The organism is Tessaracoccus yangjingae (genome assembly GCF_054483935.1).
Window position 1 is genome coordinate 3,484,775 of record NZ_CM137014.1, and the last position, 17,875, is coordinate 3,502,649.

A 17,875-nucleotide genomic window follows, 5' to 3' on the forward strand; every position below is an offset into this window, starting at 1 on the left:
GACCCGAAGGTCCGCCCCATTGTCTTGTGCTGATCAGGCCGAAGCCGCGCCGTCGCCGTCCGCGGCGCGCGCGAGCTCGGGCAGGTCCGCCTTCGCCACGCCCGTGAACTTGAAGGGCAGTTCCGCGCCCTCCTCGCTGACGTCCACCTGGACGATCTGCCCGGCCTGAAGCTCCCCGAAGAGGATCTTCTCGGCCAGGAGGTCCTCGATGTCGCGCTGGATGGCGCGACGAAGCGGGCGGGCGCCGAGCACCGGATCGAAGCCGCGCTTGGCGATGAGCGTCTTGGCCGCGGGCGTGAGCTCGATGCCCATGTCCTTGTCCTTCAGACGCATCTCGATCTGCGCCACCATCAGGTCCACGATCCGCTCGATATCGGCCTGCGTGAGCTGATGGAACACCACGATCTCCTCGACCCGGTTGAGGAACTCCGGACGGAAATGCTGCTTCAGCTCGTCCGAGACCTTCGCCTTCATCTTCTCGTAGCTCGACTCCTCATCACCTGCGCGGGAGAAGCCGAGATTCACGCTCTTCGAGATGTCCCGGGAACCGAGGTTGGTGGTCATCACGATGACGGTGTTCTTGAAGTCCACCACTCGACCCTGGGCGTCCGTGAGGCGCCCCTCGTCGAGGATCTGCAAGAGCGAGTTGAAGATGTCCGGATGCGCCTTTTCGATCTCGTCGAACAGGACCACCGAGAACGGCTTGCGACGCACCTTCTCGGTGAGCTGCCCGCCTTCTTCGTAGCCGACGTATCCGGGCGGGGAGCCGAACATCCGGGAAGCGGTGTGCTTCTCCGAGTACTCGCTCATGTCCAGCGTGATGAGGGCGTCTTCGTCGCCGAAGAGGAACTCGGTGAGCGCCTTCGTGAGCTCCGTCTTGCCGACGCCCGAGGGGCCGGCGAAGATGAACGACCCGCTGGGCCGCTTGGGGTCCTTCAGGCCGGCGCGGGTGCGTCGGATGGAGCGCGACAGCGCCTTGACCGCATCGGTCTGGCCGATGTAGCGCTTGCCCAGCTCATCCTCCATGCGGAGCAGCCGCTGCGACTCCTCCTCGGTGAGCTTGAACACCGGGATGCCCGTCGAGCCGGAGAGCACGACGGCGATCTCCTCCTCGCCGACCACGGCGGGGATGTCCGAGTCTCCCTGCTTCCAGGCCTCCTCGCGCTCGGCGCGCTGCGCGCGGAGCTTCTGCTCCTCGTCGCGCAGGCGGGCCGCCCGCTCGAAGTCCTGGGCGTCGATGGCGGCGTCCTTCTCCAGCTTGTTCGCGGCGATGGCGTCGTCGAACTCGCGCAGGTCCGGCGGGGCGGTCATGCGCTGGATGCGCAGGCGGGCGCCGGCCTCGTCGATCAGGTCGATGGCCTTGTCCGGCAGGAACCGGTCCTGGATGTAGCGGTCTGCCATGGTGGCCGCGGCCACGAGGGCCTCGTCGGTGATGGTGATGCGGTGATGGGCCTCGTAGCGGTCACGCAGGCCCTTGAGGATGTCCACCGTCAGCGCCACCGACGGCTCCGCCACCTGGATGGGCTGGAACCGGCGCTCCAGCGCCGCGTCCTTCTCGATGTGCTTGCGGTACTCGTCCAGCGTGGTGGCGCCGATGGTCTGCAACTCGCCGCGGGCCAGCATGGGCTTCAGGATGCTGGCGGCGTCGATGGCGCCCTCGGCGGCACCGGCACCCACGAGGGTGTGGATCTCGTCGATGAACAGCATGATGTCGCCGCGGGTCTTGATCTCCTTGAGGACCTTCTTGAGGCGCTCCTCGAAGTCACCGCGGTACCGGGAACCGGCCACCAGGGCGCCGAGGTCCAGCGTGTAGATCTGCTTGTCGCGCAGGGTCTCGGGGACGTCTCCGCGGACGATGGCCTGCGCCAGGCCCTCGACGACGGCCGTCTTCCCGACGCCCGGCTCGCCGATCAGCACCGGGTTGTTCTTGGTGCGGCGGCTGAGGACCGTCATGACGCGCTCGATCTCGTGGGCGCGACCGATCACCGGGTCCAGCGCGTTCTCGCGGGCGGCCTGGGTGAGGTTGCGGCCGAACTGGTCCAGCACCTGCGAGCTGCCCTTCTCGGGGCCGGTCTCGGGGGCACCGGACATCGACGCCTCGCGGCCCTGGTAGCCCGTGATGAGCTGCAGCACCGTGTTGCGGACGCGGTTGAGATCCGCGCCCAGCTTGATCAGCACCTGGGCCGCGACGCCCTCGCCCTCGCGGATGAGGCCCAGCAGGATGTGCTCGGTGCCGATGTAGTTGTGATTCATCTGGAGCGCCTCGCGCAGCGAGAGCTCCAGCACCTTCTTTGCGCGGGGCGTGAACGGGATATGACCCGTAGGCACCTGCTGGCCCTGGCCGATGATCTCCTCAACCTGTTCCCGCACCGCCTCGAGGGCGATACCGAGGGATTCGAGCGCCTTCGCGGCCACACCCTCACCCTCGTGGATGAGCCCGAGCAGGATGTGCTCGGTGCCGATGAAGTTGTGGTTGAGCAGCTTCGCCTCGTCCTGGGCCAGGACGATGACGCGGCGGGCGCGATCCGTGAACCGTTCGAACATGTGACTTTCCCTCCTGCGGCCCGACGACGCGCGCCGGGCAACCGCTTCTAGCTTACTGATGCCGCCGAGGGAACCAACGATCCGCGGTTCACCCGCCGCGAACGCGGACGGACTACTGCGCGGCTTCGTAGGCGGCGACGACGTTGCCGGGCACCCGACCGCGGTCCGAGACCTTCATTCCGTTGGCGCGCGCCCATTCACGGATCGCGTTAGTGTCCTTGGCCGACGAGCGGGTCCCGGCCTTGCGCGCGGTCTTGCGTCCGGCCTTGGTGGCCTTCTCGATGAAGGGGGCGAGCGCCGCCTCCAGCTTGCTGGCATTCTTCTCGGAGAGATCGATGGTGTAAGCGTCGCGTCCGAGCGAGAACTCGATCGTCCGGGCGTCGGTTGTGCCGTCGATGTCGTCGACGAGGAATACGCGGATCTGTCGTGCCATGAAAACTCCTTGGTGGGGGGATGAGATTCCTCGAAGAGATTACCGCTTCACGGCGCCGAACGAAAGGGGCGATGAAATTCATGTCTGCACCGGTCTCCTGCACCATTGGCGGGCTTTCCCTCCCCGGCCATGAGCATGTATTTCTCGGCCCTAGACATCCCACCACGGCGGGCTTGGTGCGCGTCTCCTATCGCGCGGTCGACGGGTGCGTCACCGGCGCGGACGTGACAAGCGGATACGGACATCGCGCCGCGGAGAAACTATTCGAGGTGCGAGATTTCCGATCCATGATCATGCTCGCTGATCGGCATGATTGGATGGCTGCGTTCAGCGGTGAATTGAGCCTGGTGCTCACGGTTGAAAATGCCATGCGGCTGACTCCCCCGCCGCGCGCAACCGTGCTGCGCACCCTGATGGCGGAGTGCGCCCGGCTGCACAGCCACCTCTGCTTCCTCAGTTACCTGGCAGAGGGCGGGACCTCCGCCAACTTGTGGCGCACCGTCGACGCCCTGCGCGACGCGATGCTGGCCTGGACCGGCAACAGGGTCCACCCCATGCTGTGCCGGGTCGGGGGGCTGGCCTCGGATGCCCCGGACGGCTGGCTGGACTCGCTGGACCCCCTGCTCGACGCCGTGGCCCGGCTCTCCGCGGACCTGCGCGCGACGCTGGCCGCGACCACACGCTTCAACGGCCTGGCCGTCCTGGACGCGGACACCTGCCTGGGCTACGGGCTGTCAGGCCCTGTGGCGCGCGCCGCGGGCATGGACCTGGACCGGCGCCACGGCGGCTATCTGGCGTACGGGACGATCTTCCGCCCCGTAGACGTCCGCACCTCCGGCGACGCCGAGGCACGCCTCTCCGTCCTCATCGACGAGCTGGGCACCAGCGTCGACATGATCCGCGTCGCGCGCTCCGTCGCCCACGAGACGCCAGGGGACGTCGGGATCCGGCTATCGCGCCGGCTCAAGGTGCCCGAGGGGGAGCACGCCACCCAGATCGAGGCGCCCTGGGGGATCGCCGCCTGCCACATGGTCTCCCGCGGGGGGCCGACGCCGTGGCGGGTGGGCCTGCGCACCCCGTCGTTCAGCAACCTGTCCGCCCTGGCCCGCGCCCTCGAGGGCGCCCCGACAGACAGCATCGCCGACGTGGTGGCCTCGTTGGGCTACACCGTCGGCGACGCGGACAAGTAGGTCAGGAAGGCGGGTCAGGCCTGGCGCAGCGCGGGGAGGCCGTCCAGGTTGAGCTTGGCCAGGTCCACCATGGTGGGATGCTCGTCCTGGCCCCAGATGTCCTCGATGCTGGGAGAGACCCGGCGGGGCAGATCGACGATGTTGGCCGTGTCCTCGGCCTCGAGCTCCGCGATCCGCGTCTCGAGGGCCTCGATGCGCGACTGGCGTTCGGCCACCTCCGCGCGCAACCAGACCGCGTTGCCGCGCATGGAGCTCAGCTCGGCCTTGGCGGAGCCCAGCTGGCTGCGGAGCTTGGCGATCACCGACTGCAGGTTCTCCGACCTGGCATTGAACCGGCCGATCATGGCCACGGACTCCTCGTGGAACCGCATGGCCTGCTGCGACCGCAGCGCCACTTCGTGCTTCATCTCCAGCGCGTGCCGCTCGCGCTCGACCTTGAGCTCGCGCCACGCCACCCGGACGGCGGCGAACGCCATCACCACAGCGATGAGCAGCCCCGCACGCACAATCCACACGTCCCCCACGAGGGAGGCGACGGAGACAGCGGTGCCCACGCCCAGGATCGTGAGCGCAAGGGTGCGCTCGGAGGACTTCTGAGAAGCGCGTCGACCAGCCATGCCGCCCACAGTAAGCCGCGACGGGCGCTCTCCCCGTCAGGCGCGCGGGCGTGTCGCCATCACGCGGGGGAAGTCACGCCGCCGTTGGGATGCTCGTCGTCGCCGTCGTCGTCGTGCACCACGCAGGCCCGTTCGAGGAGCGCACCGGCCCCGGCCAGCAGGAGCGACGCGACGATGGTCGCCGCGCCCTGGATCACCCTCGCAGAGGGGAGGGGTGCGTCGAACAGCTGCAGATAGCGGACCACGTAGACCACGTGCGCTCCGGCGAGAACCGCGCCGGTCATGATCATCGACTTCCCGATGGCGAGCGCCGCCACCGACTCGGGCGGCTCGACGCGGTGCTGCTCGATGCGCCTGGGCAGGATCCGCGCGTACACCGCGACACCCACCGCCAGCACGAACATCAGGATCGGCACCGACCACGGCACCACCGGCGGAAAGGAGCCGGCAGCACCGAAGGCGAGGAGGATGAGCGCGCACACCACGGCGCCCGCGAGCACCGAGACGACGGCCTGACGGGCGGTGGTCAGGCCGAGGCGCGGGCCCGCGCTCAAAATCCCGTGGCAGCCGTCACCACGACGTCGTCGCGGCGGGTGACCGTGGAGGTGTCCAGCTCCTCGACGAGGTCCGCGATGGGCCCGTGGCCGGCGATCTCGGCGTTGGGGTCGATGTCCAGCCACGGCACCAGGACGAACGCCCGCTCGTGGGCGCGGGGGTGCGGCAGCTCGATGCTGTCCTCGGAGATCCGCTTGCCCACCATGATGATGTCGATGTCCAGAGTGCGGGGGCCGTGCCGCAGCTCGCGGGTGCGGCCGAAGTTCTCCTCGATGGCCTGCGCCCTGTCGAGCAGCGTGAGCGGCTCGAGCGTGGACTCGGCCACGACGATGAGGTTGAGGAAGTCGTCCTGGTCCTGGACGTCCCCGTGAGGCTTGGTCTCGTAGACCGGGGAGACGTCAACCAGGATCAGGTCCGGCGTCTCGGCGAGGAAATCCACCGCCTCCTGGAGGATCGAGGCCGAGTCCCCCATGTTCGATCCGAGGCTCAGCACCACCTTCGCGATGGGGCGCAGATTGCCCAGCGTGTCTACATCGATATCGAATGGTCCGTTAGTCATCTCTACTCCTGCTGATCGTGACGGCAACATCCGTGAAGCTCTGTCTCAAGGGCGCCAGGGGCTTGTGCACGGTGACCGTGACGCGCTCCACTCTGCCATGGACCAGGCACCTCTGAGCAATCTCCCCAGCCACCGTCTCAATCAGGTTGCGCGGCTCTCCCGTGATCACGCGCTCCACCGTATCCGCGATGTCGGCATAGCTGACGGTGTCGTCCAACTGGTCCGAGCCGGTCTCGAGCGGCAACTCGAGCACCACGTCGACGACGAAGGGTTGGCCGTCGCGGCGCTCGTGGGGGAACACCCCGTGAAACCCCGTCGCGGTGAGTCCGGTGAGCGTGATGCGGTCGATTGTGGTCCCCTTTCGGTTGGCTCCGACCCTACCGCAAGCCCTCCAGGCGGCCGGCAGGGGTTGGCTGCCTCAGCCGATCACGACGGGCGCCTCGTGACCCAGCCGCCTGGCGACGGCGATCGCGTCGCCCTGCCCCTGGACGTCGTGCGTCCGCACCGCCCACACGCCGTGCAGCGCGGACCAGAAGGAGATCGCGGCCGTGGCGGCGTCCCTCCCCTCGGGCTGCCTCCCGCCGAGGAGCTCCCCCAGGAACGCCTTGCGTGACGCACCCACGAGGACGCGGTGCCCGAGCTCCTGCATCCGGCCCAGATGCCTGAGCAGGGTCCAGTTGTGGTCCCAGGACTTCGAGAAGCCGAGGCCCGGATCGAGGATGATGCGCTCCCCCGGGATCCCCGCGGCGAGCGCGGCGTCGCGCTGCACCAGCAGCTCCGCGATGACATCGGTCACCACGTCGGTGTAGTGGGCCTGCTCCTGCATCCGCACCGAGTGCTCACGCCAGTGCATGACGATGAAGTCCGCGGTCGAGGCGGCCATGACGTCGACCATCTCCGGGTCCGCCTGCCCGCCTGAGACGTCGTTGATGATGGCCGCGCCGGCATCGATGGCGGCGCTCGCCACACCGGCGCGCATGGTGTCCACCGAGACGCTGACCCCGTCGGCCGCCAGCGCCCGAACCACCGGCACGACGCGGTCCAGCTCCTCCTGAAGTGTCACGCGCTGCGCCCCCGGGCGGGTGGACTCGCCCCCGACGTCGATGAGCGAGGCCCCTTCGGCCAGCATCCGCCTGGCGTGCCTGACGGCCTCCCCCGGGTCCAAAAAGCGCCCGCCGTCGGAGAACGAGTCAGGGGTCACGTTGACGATCCCCATCACGAGGGTCACGCGGTCACCGCCCGATGATGAGGCTCATCGCCTCCGCCCTGGTGGCGGGGTGCCTGAGGAGGCCGCGCACGGCGGACGTCACGGTCCGGCTCCCGGGCTTGCGCACCCCCCGCATGGTCATGCAGGTGTGCTCGGCCTCCACGACGACGATCACGCCGCGCGCATCCAAGTGCTCGACGAGGGCGTCGGCGATCTGGGTGGTGAGGCGCTCCTGGACCTGGAGCCGGCGGGCGTAGACGTCTACCAGCCTGGCCAGCTTCGACAGGCCCGTGACCCGGCCGTCCGCGGACGGGATGTAGCCCACGTGGGCCACGCCGGTGAACGGGAGCAGGTGGTGTTCACAGGTGCTGACCAGCTCGATGTCCTTGACCAGGACCATCTCGTCGTGGGCGATGTCGAAGGTCTTGCCGAGGATGCCGGAGGGGTCGGCGCCGTGGCCCGCCAGCAGCTCGCCCCACGCGCGGGCCACGCGGTCCGGCGTCTCCTGGAGGCCGTCGCGTTCCGGGTCCTCACCGATGGCGGCCAGCAGCTCGCGGACGGCGGCCGCTGCGCGTGCCTCGTCGACGGCCATGTCAGTGCCCGGCCGGCGGGGTTGGGGGACCCCAGGGGGAGGGCCCCGTCTCCGGGGGCTGGGGCGCCGATCCGGGCCAGTAGTCGGGGCCGGCCGCGGGAGGCGCGGGCGGCGACGGCAGCACGGGCGGCGGGTCCGCCGGCCCCTCGGGCGCGGGGGGAACGTCGACGGGGGGCAGCTGCGACGGCTGGCGCAGCTCCGAGCCCGTCCAGGCGGGGCGCTTGTCGCGCCGGCGGAGGGCCTTGAACACCTCGGCCACCTCTGTCTTGTTCAGTGTCTCCCTGGCGAACAGCTGCCGCACCAGCTCGTCGAGCACGTCGCGGTTCTCCTGGAGGACATCGAACGCCTCCTGGTGGGCGGTGTGGATGAGCTTGGTGACCTCGTCGTCGACGACGGCGGCCATGGCCTGCGAGTACTCCTGGCTGGAATCGGTGCCCCGCATGCCCATGAAGGGCTCCGAGTCCCCTCCGCCGAGCTTGACGGCGCCCACGCGCTCGCTCATGCCGAATTGCATGACCATGGCCCGGGCCACCTTCGTGGCCTTCTCGATGTCGTTCGAGGCGCCCGTTGTCGGGTCGTGGAAGACCAGTTCCTCTGCCGCCCTGCCGCCCATCATGTAGGCCATCTGGTCCAGCAGCTCGCCGCGGGTCTGGGAGTACTTGTCCGCGTCCGGCATCACCATGGTGTAGCCGAGCGCCCGGCCGCGGGGAAGGATGGTGACCTTCTGGACCGGGTCGTTGCCGGGCATGGCCGCCGCGACGAGGGCGTGGCCGCCCTCGTGGTAGGCCGTGATGAGGCGCTCACGGTCGTTCATGAGGCGGGTCCGTTTCTGCGGACCCGCAATGACCCTGTCGATGGCCTCGTCCAGCTGCGGCTGGCGGATCATCTCCTGGTTCATGCGGGCCGACAGCAGGGCCGCCTCGTTGAGCACGTTGGCGAGGTCCGCGCCGGAGAAGCCGGGGGTGCGCCGGGCGATGGAGGCCAGGTCCACGTCGCTGGCCAGGGGCTTGCCCTTGGCGTGCACCTGGAGGATCTTCTGGCGCCCCTCCACGTCCGGGGCCTCCACGCCGATCTGGCGGTCGAAGCGCCCGGGGCGCAGCAGCGCCGGGTCCAGCACATCGGGACGGTTGGTGGCCGCGATGAGGATGACTCCGCCCCGCACGTCGAAGCCGTCCATCTCGACGAGCAGCTGGTTGAGCGTCTGCTCGCGCTCGTCGTGGCCCCCGCCGAGGCCTGCCCCGCGGTGGCGCCCGACGGCGTCGATCTCGTCGATGAAGATGATGGCCGGCGCATTCTCCTTGGCCTGGTTGAACAGGTCACGGACCCGGGAGGCGCCCACGCCGACGAACATCTCGACGAAATCCGAGCCGGAGATGGAGAAGAAGGGCACGCCCGCCTCGCCAGCGACAGCGCGGGCCAGCAGCGTCTTGCCGGTGCCGGGCGGGCCGTAGAGGAGGACGCCCTTGGGGATCTTCGCGCCGAGCTTCTGGAACTTCGCGGGCTCGGCGAGGAACTCCTTGATCTCCTCGAGCTCCTCGACGGCCTCGACGGCGCCGGCCACGTCCTTGAACGTGGTCTTCGGCGTGTCCTTGCTGACCAGCTTGGCCTTCGACTTCCCGAACGACAGCGGACCGCCCTGACCGCCGCCGGAGACCGAGCGCATGATCCAGAAGAAGACCAGCAGCAGGATGATGAACGGCAGGCCGGTGTAGAGGAACATCGACAGGAGGCTGGGGCTGGGATTGCTCGCCGACCAGCGCTCGATGGTGCCGGCGGCTTCGCGCTCCTCAAGGATGGGGACGATGTCGTCGACCTGGTTGCCCACCCAGGCGGACTGGGTCTTGACGCCCTGCTCATCGGTTACCTGGATCATCTGCTCGCCGTCGACGAGGACGACCTCCTGCAGCTTGGTGTCGCTGTTGAGCAGCGCGAGCGTCTCCGACGTGGGAACGGTCTGGAACCCGGTGATGCTGCTGAGCACCTGCATGCCGAGCAGCAGGAAGAGCAGGCTGATCAGGATCCAGGCCATCGGGCTCTTGAAGAACTTCTGCACAGGCAAAGCCGATCTAGTAGGGCGACAGTGAGGCGCACCGAAACACTACCAGCGGCCTCAACCGCGCCCGCCCGCGCTCACGCGGGCGCCGGGTGACCTGGTCAGCTGTAGACGTGGGGCGACAGCGTGCCCACGTCGCGCAGGTTGCGGTAGCGGCCCGCGTAGTCCAGCCCGTACCCGACGACGAACTCGTTGGGGATCTCGAAGCCCACGTACCGGACGGGCACGGCGATCTGGGCGGCGTCGGGCTTGCGGAACATCGCCATGATCTCCAGCGAGGCGGGACCGCGGGACGCGAGGTTGCTCATGAGGTAGGACAGCGTCAGGCCGGTGTCGATGATGTCCTCCACGACGATGACGTCGCGGCCCTCAAGGTCCACGCTCAGATCCTTGAGGATGCGCACGACCCCGCTGGACTGCGTGCCGGAGCCGTACGACGACACGGCCATCCAATCCATCTCCACATGGCTGTGCATGGCGCGCTGCAGGTCGCTCATCACCATCACCGCGCCGTTGAGCACCCCGACGAGGAGCACCTGGCGGCCCTGGTAGTCCGCGTCTATCTGTGCGGCGATCTCGGCCACCCGGGCCTGGATCGCGTCCGAGGTGAAGAGCACCTTCTCAAGGTCCTGGGCAACGTCAGCAGCATCCACGGTTCGTCAGCCTATCGCGCGCGGCCCTGGTCCGCAGCCCCGCTCCCGTCCCCGGGGAGGAACACGAGGGCGCCGGAGCATCGGCTCACCCGCCCTCCAGGCACCGCGACGGCGCCCTGCCCACGCCAGCGCTCCACGAGCTCGAGCGCCGCCGTGACGTGGACCATCGCGGCCTCCGGGGCGTGGCGCCTCAGCCACCGGTGGACCACCCGCCAGCGGAGCGCGTCGGGCAGCGGCTCCAGGTCGCTGACCCGTAGATCCTGCGACCCGGGCCAGGCCTCGGCCGCCAGAGCGTCCAGCAGGTCCGCGTCGGCCCTGGCCAGGGTGGCGGTGCGCGCCAGCGACGAGGCCACGTCGCGGCCGAGCGCGGCCGACAGCTCGCCCAGCACGCCCCGCGCCCGCACCCTCGCGAAGCGGGGATCCTCGTTCATGGGGTCCGCCCAGACCTCGACGCCCCACTCCCGGCACGCCTGCTCCGTGTCGGCCCTGCGCAGGCCGAGGAGGGGGCGGACGAACTGTCCCCGCACCGGCGCCATGCCGGCCAGTGACCGGGTTCCCGACCCGCGGAGCAGGCCGAGGAGCACCGTCTCGGCCTGGTCGTCCATGGTGTGCCCCAGCATCACCGGTAGCCCGGGCCGGGCCAGGGCTGCCAGCCGGGCATCCCTGGCGGCGGCCTCCAGCCCCCCGTCGTGGTCGCCGCCCACCGCCACCGCGATGACAGCCGCGTCGATCCCCCGGGCCGTCAGCCGCCCCGCCGCTGCCTCGGCCGCCTCCCTCGAGCCGGGCTGCAGCCCGTGGTCGACGACGACGGCGGACACCGTCGTGCCCGCCCGCGCCGACGCCCACCGCGCCCCCAGGGCGAGCGCCGTCGAGTCCGCCCCGCCCGAACAGCCGACGATCGCGGGGCCGTCCGGCAGCATCGCGGCCACCGCCTGCGCCACCTTCAGCGCGGCCGGCCCCAGCTCGCGCCTAGCCACGGACCCTGCGGAGCCAGGCTGTCGGGTCCGCGATCTCGGAGGCGGTGGGCAGCGCCTCCGGCGCCTCGAAGGCCGCGGCCAGGGCCCGCTTCCCGCCGGAGCGCTGGACCGCCGTGCAGAACGCCAGCCCGTCGCGGTACTGGGCGTTCTTGCTCAGCGGCCCGGCGAGGCGGCTCAGCAGCGAGGCTCGCTCAGGGCGGTGGAAGGCGCGCCGAAGGGCCGGGACCGTCCTGATGTGGCCGCGACCGGCGCGGTCCGCGACGTGGTCGGCGTGGCCCTCGAGGAAAGTCATGGCGGCCGTCAGGGCCGCGAGGTCGCCGCGGGCGCCCGGCGAGATCATCAGCGCCGTCACGTCCCGCGCGGACCGCAGCCCGGCCAGCCCGTCGAGGAGGTGGGCGTCGTCGTCGGCCAGGCGCGCCATGAGCGCTCGGAGGTGGTCCCGCAGCCAGGGCGCGGCCTGGAACTGCAGGGCATGGGTCTGCTCGTGCAGGGAGATCCAAAGCCGGAAGTCCGCCGGCACGAACCGATGGGCCCGCTCGTGCGCGACGATGGTGGGCGCCACCAGGTAGAGGGCGCGGCTGCCGGTGAACGCGTCGAACTGCCCCAGCATCCGGCGGCTCACCACCCCGATGCCCAGGCCCGCCAGGATCCCGTTGCCGACCCCGCGCAGCGCGTTGAGAGGGTGCGGTTCCCGGGCCCTCAGCCCGAGCTCCGCGACGGCGCCGTCTGCCATCCGGCGGACCGCCCGGCCCCATCCCGCCCAGTCCACGACGCGGATCTGATCCGCCCCCGCGCCGTCCAACCCGAGGTGGCGCGCCGCGATCCCGCCGGCCCGGCGCGCGGTCACCCGGAGATCGGCCACCAGCTGTTCGGCCTCGGGGCGGGTGAGGGCGGGGAGGTCGCCGGCCGCGGCCACCGCAACGCGGCGGGCAAGCGCCCAGTCGACGATCGGGGCGTGCTCCATCAGCAGCCGCAGGCCGCGACGACCCCCGTGGCCTGGTCCGTCCACAGCTTGGCGGCGAAGCCGTCCGGGGGCCCATTGATGAGGAACGCGAACGTCACCTGTCGTCCGTCGGCGGTGAGGGTGGTGCCGGCGAGCGTGGAGACGAACGACAGGGTGCCCGTCTTGGCCCGGGCCACCCCGCGGGCGGGCCGCGAGATCTGGTCGGTGAAGCGGTCGGCGAGCGTGCCGGTCACCCCGGCCGTGGGGAGGCCGTCGAGGACCACCGACAGGCGGGCATCCGTGCTCATCACCCTGAGCGCCCTGGCCAGCATGTTCGCCGTGACGAGATTGCTGCGGGAGAGGCCCGACGCGTCGAGGAGCACCGCCCCGTCGTCCCAGAGGCCGAGCGCGGTGAGCTGCTCTTCGATGGCGGCCACGGATCCCGCGAACGTCGAGGGGTGGCCGGTGGCGAGCGCCAGCTGGAACCCGAGCACCTCGGTGAAGGAGTTGTTCGACCGGTTCATGGCGGTCTCGACGAGGACGTGGACCGGCAGCGACTCGACGCGGGCCAGTTCCACGCCGGCGGCCGCCGCCGCGGCGGGCGCGCCGGTCACCGTGATCCCGGCCGCGGCCAGCTGGGCGGCGAAGATCCTGGCGGCGTCGAGCGCGGGGGTGCGGCTCCGGACGCCGCCCACGCGGCCCTCGTCGACCCACAGCGCGGACAGCTGGGTGACCTGGTCGCGGTAGTTCCCGGGCCAGGTGTCGTTCCAGCCGGCGTCGGTGAACAGCGTGGCGTCGAAGCCGAGGCTGACGCTGGCCTGGCCCGCGGCCTTCAGCGCGGCGGCCGTGTCGGCCGCCAGCTGCTGCGTGGTGGCCGGCTGCGGGTAGGCGCCGGGGTCCGCGGGGACGCTGAGGAGCATCGGGTCACCCCCGCCGACCAGCACGATCTGGCCGGGCGCGGGCTGCACGACGGTGGTGGCGAACCGCTCGGAACCGGTGAATGCGTTCATGACCGCCAGGGTGGTCAGCGTCTTGGTGTTGGAGGCGGGGGTGAGGGCCGTGGTCGCGGAGTTGGCCGCGACCACCTCGCCCGACGCGACGTCGACGACCTCCCAGGCGATCTGCGCGGCGCCTCCGTCGGCGGTGAGGAGCTTCGAGCGGTCGAGGCCACCCAGCCTGGCGTCCAGGACCGTCCGGTCGGGAAGCGCGCCCTCGGCAGGGGTCTGGGCGCGGTCCGCGAGCCCCGGGCCGGCCGCTCCCGGATCCGGGCTGGGCGTGGGGGACGGGGAGAAGAGGGTGGGCGGCACCGTGGCCGGCGCGCCGGCCCGGACCACGCCGGTGGCGGCCAGGATGGGCTGCTGGAACACGGCGACGACGAAGCCCCCAGCGGCCAGAAGCCCTCCCAGAAGCCACGCCAGGACCCCGTTGAGCGTCCTGGTGCGTGTCCGCAAGGTGTCCTCCGAGCCTGTATCCTGCAGGGGTATCCGGCCCGCGCCGACCCGCGGGTATCAACCCCAATCATAGGAGTGCCCCCGTGAGCGAAGACGCACCAGTCGGCATGGCCCCGGTGGACCTCGGACGCCGCATCCTGTTCGACGTGACGGTGGAGATCCCCAAGGGCACCAAGAACAAGTACGAGATGGACCACAACACGGGCCGCATCCGCCTGGACCGCACGCTGTTCACCTCCACCCAGTACCCGTACGACTACGGCTTCGTCGAGGGCACCCTCGGCCAGGACGGGGACCCGCTGGACGCCATGGTGATCGGCGCGGACCCCACCTTCCCGGGCTGCCTGATCGAGTGCTACGCCGTCGCGATGTTCCGCATGACCGACGAGATGGGCGGCGACGACAAGGTCCTGTGCGTGGCCACAGCGGACACCCGCCGCAAGCACATCTCGGACCTGTCGTCGGTGCCCGAGCACATGCTGCTGGAGATCGAGCACTTCTTCTCCGTCTACAAGGACCTGGAGCCGGGCAAGTCGGTCGAGGGCGCCACCTGGACCGGCCGCGAGGAGGCCGAGGCCGAGGTCGCGGCGTCGTTCGAGCGCGCCAAGGGCACCCCGTACGAGCATCACCACATGAACCTGGCCTGACAGGCCGCCGGACCACCGCGTCCCGCGAGGCCCCGCTCCGGCGGGGCCTTTTCGCTGCCCCTGGCCCTCTCGGGCGTGTGGGAGACTGACCCAATGCCCCGCTATCTCATGCTGCGTACGCCGTCGGCCAACCGTGTCTATGCCGGCGAGTCCGGCCCGCTGACGGCCGCCGAACTGGAGCTCACCGCGCCCTTCGCCGCCGGCATCGCCGACATCGACGTGGCGGGCGTCGGGTACCTGTCCTTCGAGGCCGCGGAGTTGAGCGAGGCCCAGGCGGAGACGGTGTCGCGGCAGTCCGCGTGCTTCGCCCTGTTCGAGGCGGAGGGGGACCTGCTCCGCCCCGTCCCGCTCCCCCGCGCCTTCGCCCTCGACGACGACCTGGTGACCATCCCGAAGTACCAGGGCAAGACCAACGAGCAGTTCACCCAACTGCTCGTGGGCGTCACGCTCGCCGCGGTGACCCGTGAGGCCACCGGCCCCAGGCAGATCCTCGACCCGCTCGCCGGCCGCGGCACAACGCTCTCCACCGCGCTTCTGCTCGGCCACGACGCGTACGGGGTGGAGGGCGACGCGAAGGCCTTCGAGCAGATGGCCTCCTTCTACACCACCTACCTCAGGCGCAAGCGGCTCAAGCACACGGCGGACAGCACGCCCGTGCGCCGCGACGGCAAGGCCATCGGCAGGCGGTTCGACGCCGAGATCCGGGGAGAGGGCCCGGCCCTCCACGTCACCGCGTTCGTCGGCGACACCCGCGACTCCGCCGCCCTGTTCGGGAAGAAGAGGTTCGACGCCATCGTCACCGACGCCCCTTACGGCATCGCGCACGGTTCCTCCACGGACGTGCGGGGTGTCGCGGGCAAGCGCGACCGCTCGCCCGCCGGCCTCCTGGGCGAGGCGATCCCCGTCTGGGCGGGCCAGCTCATGCACGGCGGTGCGCTGGGGATCAGCTGGAACACGTTCGGGCTGTCCCGCGACGACCTCGCCGCGATGCTCACCGACGCCGGGCTCGAGGTGCGCGCCGGGGGGCCGTGGGAGCGGTTCGCGCACCGGGTGGACTCCTCCATCAAGCGTGACCTCATCGTCGCCACCCGCCCCTGACATGCCGTGCGCCCCTCGGTGACGGCGCGTAGGCTCGTCCCATGAGACGACTCGTGCTGATGCGCCACGCCAAGACAGAGGCCAACAACGTGGGCGGCGACAAGGCGCGGCGCCTCAAGCCCAGCGGCGTCCAGGACTCGCAGGAGGCGGGCCGGGAGCTGGCCGGGCTCGGCCTGCAGTACGCGCTGGTCTCCACCGCGCAGCGCACCCGCGAGACGTTCGCCGCGCTGGGCCTCGACATCCCCGTCGAGTACCAGGACGCCCTCTACTACCAGGGCACCGAGACCATGCTCCAGCGGATCGGCGAGACGGACCCGGACGTCTCCGGCCTGCTGGTCGTGGGGCATGCCCCCACCATCCCCAGCCTCGTCGCAGAGTTGGCCTACGCCAGTGACCGGGCGGAGGCGGACCAGGCGCAGTGCTGGTTCCCGACCTCGGCCTTCAGCGCCTTCACCTTCGACGGCGACTGGTCGGATCTGGCCGAAGGTGACTTCTCAACCGTGCGCCTCGAAGGCGTCCGACGACGCCCTTAACAGGGCGGTAACGTGCCGACGTCCGCCTGAAACGCGCGTCGCGATTTCCCTTACCCAACCGTTACCCGGCGACGAATCTTCCGAAATGCGGGCCCTGCAAGATTTCGGCCATGACAGTTCTCGAAATCAGTGCAGGCGATACCGCTTGGGTCCTGGTGAGCGCGGCCATGGTGCTCCTCATGACCCCCGGTCTCGCGTTCTTCTACGGCGGCATGGTCCGCGCCAAGAGCGTGCTCAACATGCTCATGATGTCCGTCACGACGATGGGCATCGTCGGGGTCCTCTGGGTGATCGTCGGCTACTCCATGGCCTTCGGCAACTCCATCGGCGGCCTCATCGGCAACCCGCTTGAGTTCCTCTTCCTCAACGGCCTCATGGATCCCGAGCTGGCCACCTTCACGGTGCCGGCGATGGTCTTCGCGGGGTTCCAGGCGGCCTTCGCCATCATCGCGGTGGCGCTCATCTCCGGCGCGGTCGCCGACCGCATGAAGTTCTCCGCATGGGCGGTGTTCGCCGCCGTGTGGGCGCTGCTGGTGTACTTCCCCGCCGCCCACTGGGTGTTCAGCTTCGACGGCGGCACGGCTGAGAAGGGCGGGTTCATCGCCAACAGCATCCAGGCCATCGACTTCGCCGGCGGCACCGCCATCCACATCAACGCAGGCGCCGCGGCACTCGCGCTGGCCATCGTGATCGGCCCCCGCATGGGCTTCGGTCGCACCCCGATGCGCCCCCACAACCTGACGCTGGTCATGCTCGGCGCCGGCCTCCTCTGGTTCGGCTGGTTCGGCTTCAACGCGGGCTCGGCCCTCGGCGCCGGCTCCATGGCCGGTGTGGCCTGGATCAACACCCTCGCCGGCGGCGCGGCGGCCATGCTCGGCTGGCTGCTGGTTGAGCGTCTCCGCGACGGGCACGCCACCAGCCTCGGCGCCGCCTCCGGCATCGTGGCGGGCCTCGTCGGTGTCACCCCCGCCGCGCACTCCGTCAGCCCGCTGGGCGCGCTCGTCATCGGCGTCCTCGCCGGTGTGGCCTGCGCCTTCGCCATCGGCCTGAAGTCGCGCCTCGGCTACGACGACTCGCTCGACGTGGTGGGCGTCCACCTCGTCGGCGGCCTCGTCGGTACCCTGGCCATCGGCTTCCTGGCCGATCCCAACTCCCCCGCCGGTGTCGCCGGCCTCTTCTACGGCGGCGGCGTCGATCAGCTGTGGCGCCAGGCGCTGGGCGCCGTGGTGGTCATGATCTACTCCTTCGTGGTCACCTTCGTGATCGCCAAGGTCATGGACAAGACCATGGGCCTGCGGGTCCCCGAGGCGGCCGAGACGCAGGGCATCGACACCGCGGAGCACGCTGAGACCGGCTACGACCTCAGTGCCGTCGGCTACTCCACCTACGGCGTTCGGCAGACGCTGATCGTTCCCATCCCCCGAGAGGACGTGAAGGCATGAGGCTTGTCACGGCAATCGTTCAGCCCACCATGTTGACCCAGGTTCAGATCGCGCTCGCCCAGCACGGCGTGGCCGGAATGACCGTCACCGAATGCTCCGGCTACGCCCGCCAGCGGGGCCACAAGGAGTTCTACCGCGGCGCCGAGTACACCATCGACTTCATCTCCAAGGCGAAGATCGAGGTCGTGGTCGAGGACGACGAGGCGGAGGAAGTGATCGAGGTCATCTCCAAGGCGGCCAGGACCGGCGCGGTCGGCGACGGCAAGGTCTGGTCCACCCCGGTCGACGAGATCGTCCGGATCCGCACCGGCGAGAAGGGCTCCGCTGCCATCTGATCGGACGGCACTGTCAGGGGGAGGGCGACGCAGACATGCGTCGCCC

The 17,875-nt window shown here is 70.3% G+C and carries 19 protein-coding genes; 6 read left to right on the forward strand and 13 right to left on the reverse strand.

The window, feature by feature from the left end; translation table 11 throughout:
• Positions 1-33: 33 nt before the first annotated feature.
• Both ACX1D3_RS15820 and ACX1D3_RS15825 read right to left on the reverse strand, forming a co-directional pair.
• Complete coding sequence (locus tag ACX1D3_RS15820; RefSeq protein WP_458994760.1) at positions 34-2,544, reverse strand: ATP-dependent Clp protease ATP-binding subunit; 2,511 nt, start codon at positions 2,542-2,544, stop codon at positions 34-36.
• A 112-nt stretch (positions 2,545-2,656) separates the two neighbouring features.
• The gene (locus ACX1D3_RS15825; RefSeq protein ID WP_458994761.1) at positions 2,657-2,977 is read right to left on the reverse strand and encodes a histone-like nucleoid-structuring protein Lsr2; all 321 of its coding nucleotides are present in this window, start codon (positions 2,975-2,977) and stop codon (positions 2,657-2,659) included.
• 317 nt (positions 2,978-3,294) lie between these two features.
• Here ACX1D3_RS15825 and ACX1D3_RS15830 point away from each other — a divergent pair, with 317 nt between their 5' ends.
• Positions 3,295-4,167, forward strand: coding sequence for an NADH-quinone oxidoreductase subunit D-related protein (locus ACX1D3_RS15830; RefSeq protein ID WP_458994762.1), 873 nt, complete (start codon positions 3,295-3,297; stop codon positions 4,165-4,167).
• Positions 4,168-4,181: 14 nt separating this feature from the next.
• Here the strand turns inward: ACX1D3_RS15830 and ACX1D3_RS15835 are convergent, their stop codons facing one another.
• The 11 genes from ACX1D3_RS15835 to dacB form a co-directional block, all read right to left on the reverse strand.
• Positions 4,182-4,784: a hypothetical protein gene (locus tag ACX1D3_RS15835; RefSeq protein WP_458994763.1), complete on the reverse strand. Its 603-nt coding sequence runs from the start codon at positions 4,782-4,784 to the stop codon at positions 4,182-4,184.
• Between the two features lie 59 nt (positions 4,785-4,843).
• Entirely contained in the window at positions 4,844-5,338 is a 495-nt protein-coding gene (locus ACX1D3_RS15840) for a DUF3180 domain-containing protein (protein WP_458994764.1), read from the reverse strand.
• Complete coding sequence (gene folK / locus ACX1D3_RS15845) at positions 5,335-5,898, reverse strand: 2-amino-4-hydroxy-6-hydroxymethyldihydropteridine diphosphokinase (protein WP_458994765.1); 564 nt, start codon at positions 5,896-5,898, stop codon at positions 5,335-5,337. Before folK ends, ACX1D3_RS15840 begins: the two co-directional genes overlap by 4 nt.
• Positions 5,891-6,304: a dihydroneopterin aldolase gene (folB, locus tag ACX1D3_RS15850; protein WP_458996575.1), complete on the reverse strand. Its 414-nt coding sequence runs from the start codon at positions 6,302-6,304 to the stop codon at positions 5,891-5,893. Before folB ends, folK begins: the two co-directional genes overlap by 8 nt.
• 12 nt (positions 6,305-6,316) lie before the next feature.
• Entirely contained in the window at positions 6,317-7,114 is a 798-nt protein-coding gene (folP, locus tag ACX1D3_RS15855; protein ID WP_458996576.1) for a dihydropteroate synthase, read from the reverse strand.
• A gap of 16 nt (positions 7,115-7,130) precedes the next feature.
• Positions 7,131-7,697 (reverse strand): GTP cyclohydrolase I FolE, encoded by a 567-nt coding sequence (gene folE, locus ACX1D3_RS15860; protein WP_458994766.1) that lies wholly within the window; start codon positions 7,695-7,697, stop codon positions 7,131-7,133.
• Between the two features lies 1 nt (position 7,698).
• Positions 7,699-9,726: an ATP-dependent zinc metalloprotease FtsH gene (ftsH, locus tag ACX1D3_RS15865; protein WP_458996577.1), complete on the reverse strand. Its 2,028-nt coding sequence runs from the start codon at positions 9,724-9,726 to the stop codon at positions 7,699-7,701.
• Positions 9,727-9,851: 125 nt separating this feature from the next.
• On the reverse strand, positions 9,852-10,403 hold the full coding sequence (hpt, locus tag ACX1D3_RS15870; RefSeq protein ID WP_458994767.1) for a hypoxanthine phosphoribosyltransferase: 552 nt from the start codon (positions 10,401-10,403) through the stop codon (positions 9,852-9,854).
• 11 nt (positions 10,404-10,414) lie between these two features.
• Entirely contained in the window at positions 10,415-11,380 is a 966-nt protein-coding gene (gene tilS, locus ACX1D3_RS15875) for a tRNA lysidine(34) synthetase TilS (protein WP_458994768.1), read from the reverse strand.
• Complete coding sequence (locus ACX1D3_RS15880) at positions 11,373-12,344, reverse strand: Rv3626c family coenzyme F420 biosynthesis-associated protein (RefSeq protein WP_458994769.1); 972 nt, start codon at positions 12,342-12,344, stop codon at positions 11,373-11,375. The genes tilS and ACX1D3_RS15880 overlap by 8 nt, the downstream gene beginning before the upstream one ends.
• Entirely contained in the window at positions 12,344-13,774 is a 1,431-nt protein-coding gene (dacB, locus tag ACX1D3_RS15885) for a D-alanyl-D-alanine carboxypeptidase/D-alanyl-D-alanine endopeptidase (RefSeq protein WP_458994770.1), read from the reverse strand. Before dacB ends, ACX1D3_RS15880 begins: the two co-directional genes overlap by 1 nt.
• Before the next feature lie 107 nt (positions 13,775-13,881).
• Between dacB and ACX1D3_RS15890 the strand changes: the two genes are divergently transcribed.
• The 5 genes from ACX1D3_RS15890 (at position 13,882) to ACX1D3_RS15910 (ending at position 17,829) form a co-directional block, all read left to right on the forward strand.
• Positions 13,882-14,421: an inorganic diphosphatase gene (locus ACX1D3_RS15890; protein ID WP_458996578.1), complete on the forward strand. Its 540-nt coding sequence runs from the start codon at positions 13,882-13,884 to the stop codon at positions 14,419-14,421.
• 93 nt (positions 14,422-14,514) lie between these two features.
• The gene (locus ACX1D3_RS15895) at positions 14,515-15,519 is read left to right on the forward strand and encodes a TRM11 family SAM-dependent methyltransferase (RefSeq protein WP_458994771.1); all 1,005 of its coding nucleotides are present in this window, start codon (positions 14,515-14,517) and stop codon (positions 15,517-15,519) included.
• Positions 15,520-15,560: 41 nt separating this feature from the next.
• Positions 15,561-16,052: a SixA phosphatase family protein gene (locus ACX1D3_RS15900; RefSeq protein WP_458994772.1), complete on the forward strand. Its 492-nt coding sequence runs from the start codon at positions 15,561-15,563 to the stop codon at positions 16,050-16,052.
• 110 nt (positions 16,053-16,162) lie between these two features.
• On the forward strand, positions 16,163-17,494 hold the full coding sequence (locus tag ACX1D3_RS15905; protein WP_458994773.1) for an ammonium transporter: 1,332 nt from the start codon (positions 16,163-16,165) through the stop codon (positions 17,492-17,494).
• 29 nt (positions 17,495-17,523) lie between these two features.
• On the forward strand, positions 17,524-17,829 hold the full coding sequence (locus ACX1D3_RS15910; protein WP_458994774.1) for a P-II family nitrogen regulator: 306 nt from the start codon (positions 17,524-17,526) through the stop codon (positions 17,827-17,829).
• The last annotated feature ends 46 nt before the right edge of the window (positions 17,830-17,875 follow it).

What these genes read in the sequence shown, in the direction of transcription:
- ACX1D3_RS15820 (WP_458994760.1), bottom strand. Translation starts at nt 2,544, where the DNA reads ATGTTCGAACGGTTCACGGATCGCGCCCGCCGCGTCATCGTCCTGGCC.
- ACX1D3_RS15825 (WP_458994761.1), bottom strand. Translation starts at nt 2,977, where the DNA reads ATGGCACGACAGATCCGCGTATTCCTCGTCGACGACATCGACGGCACA.
- ACX1D3_RS15830 (WP_458994762.1), top strand. Translation starts at nt 3,295, where the DNA reads ATGGCTGCGTTCAGCGGTGAATTGAGCCTGGTGCTCACGGTTGAAAAT.
- ACX1D3_RS15835 (WP_458994763.1), bottom strand. Translation starts at nt 4,784, where the DNA reads ATGGCTGGTCGACGCGCTTCTCAGAAGTCCTCCGAGCGCACCCTTGCG.
- folK (WP_458994765.1), bottom strand. Translation starts at nt 5,898, where the DNA reads ATGACTAACGGACCATTCGATATCGATGTAGACACGCTGGGCAATCTG.
- folP (WP_458996576.1), bottom strand. Translation starts at nt 7,114, where the DNA reads ATGGGGATCGTCAACGTGACCCCTGACTCGTTCTCCGACGGCGGGCGC.
- folE (WP_458994766.1), bottom strand. Translation starts at nt 7,697, where the DNA reads ATGGCCGTCGACGAGGCACGCGCAGCGGCCGCCGTCCGCGAGCTGCTG.
- ftsH (WP_458996577.1), bottom strand. Translation starts at nt 9,726, where the DNA reads ATGGCCTGGATCCTGATCAGCCTGCTCTTCCTGCTGCTCGGCATGCAG.
- ACX1D3_RS15880 (WP_458994769.1), bottom strand. Translation starts at nt 12,344, where the DNA reads ATGGAGCACGCCCCGATCGTCGACTGGGCGCTTGCCCGCCGCGTTGCG.
- ACX1D3_RS15890 (WP_458996578.1), top strand. Translation starts at nt 13,882, where the DNA reads ATGGCCCCGGTGGACCTCGGACGCCGCATCCTGTTCGACGTGACGGTG.
- ACX1D3_RS15895 (WP_458994771.1), top strand. Translation starts at nt 14,515, where the DNA reads ATGCCCCGCTATCTCATGCTGCGTACGCCGTCGGCCAACCGTGTCTAT.
- ACX1D3_RS15900 (WP_458994772.1), top strand. Translation starts at nt 15,561, where the DNA reads ATGAGACGACTCGTGCTGATGCGCCACGCCAAGACAGAGGCCAACAAC.
- ACX1D3_RS15905 (WP_458994773.1), top strand. Translation starts at nt 16,163, where the DNA reads ATGACAGTTCTCGAAATCAGTGCAGGCGATACCGCTTGGGTCCTGGTG.
- ACX1D3_RS15910 (WP_458994774.1), top strand. Translation starts at nt 17,524, where the DNA reads ATGTTGACCCAGGTTCAGATCGCGCTCGCCCAGCACGGCGTGGCCGGA.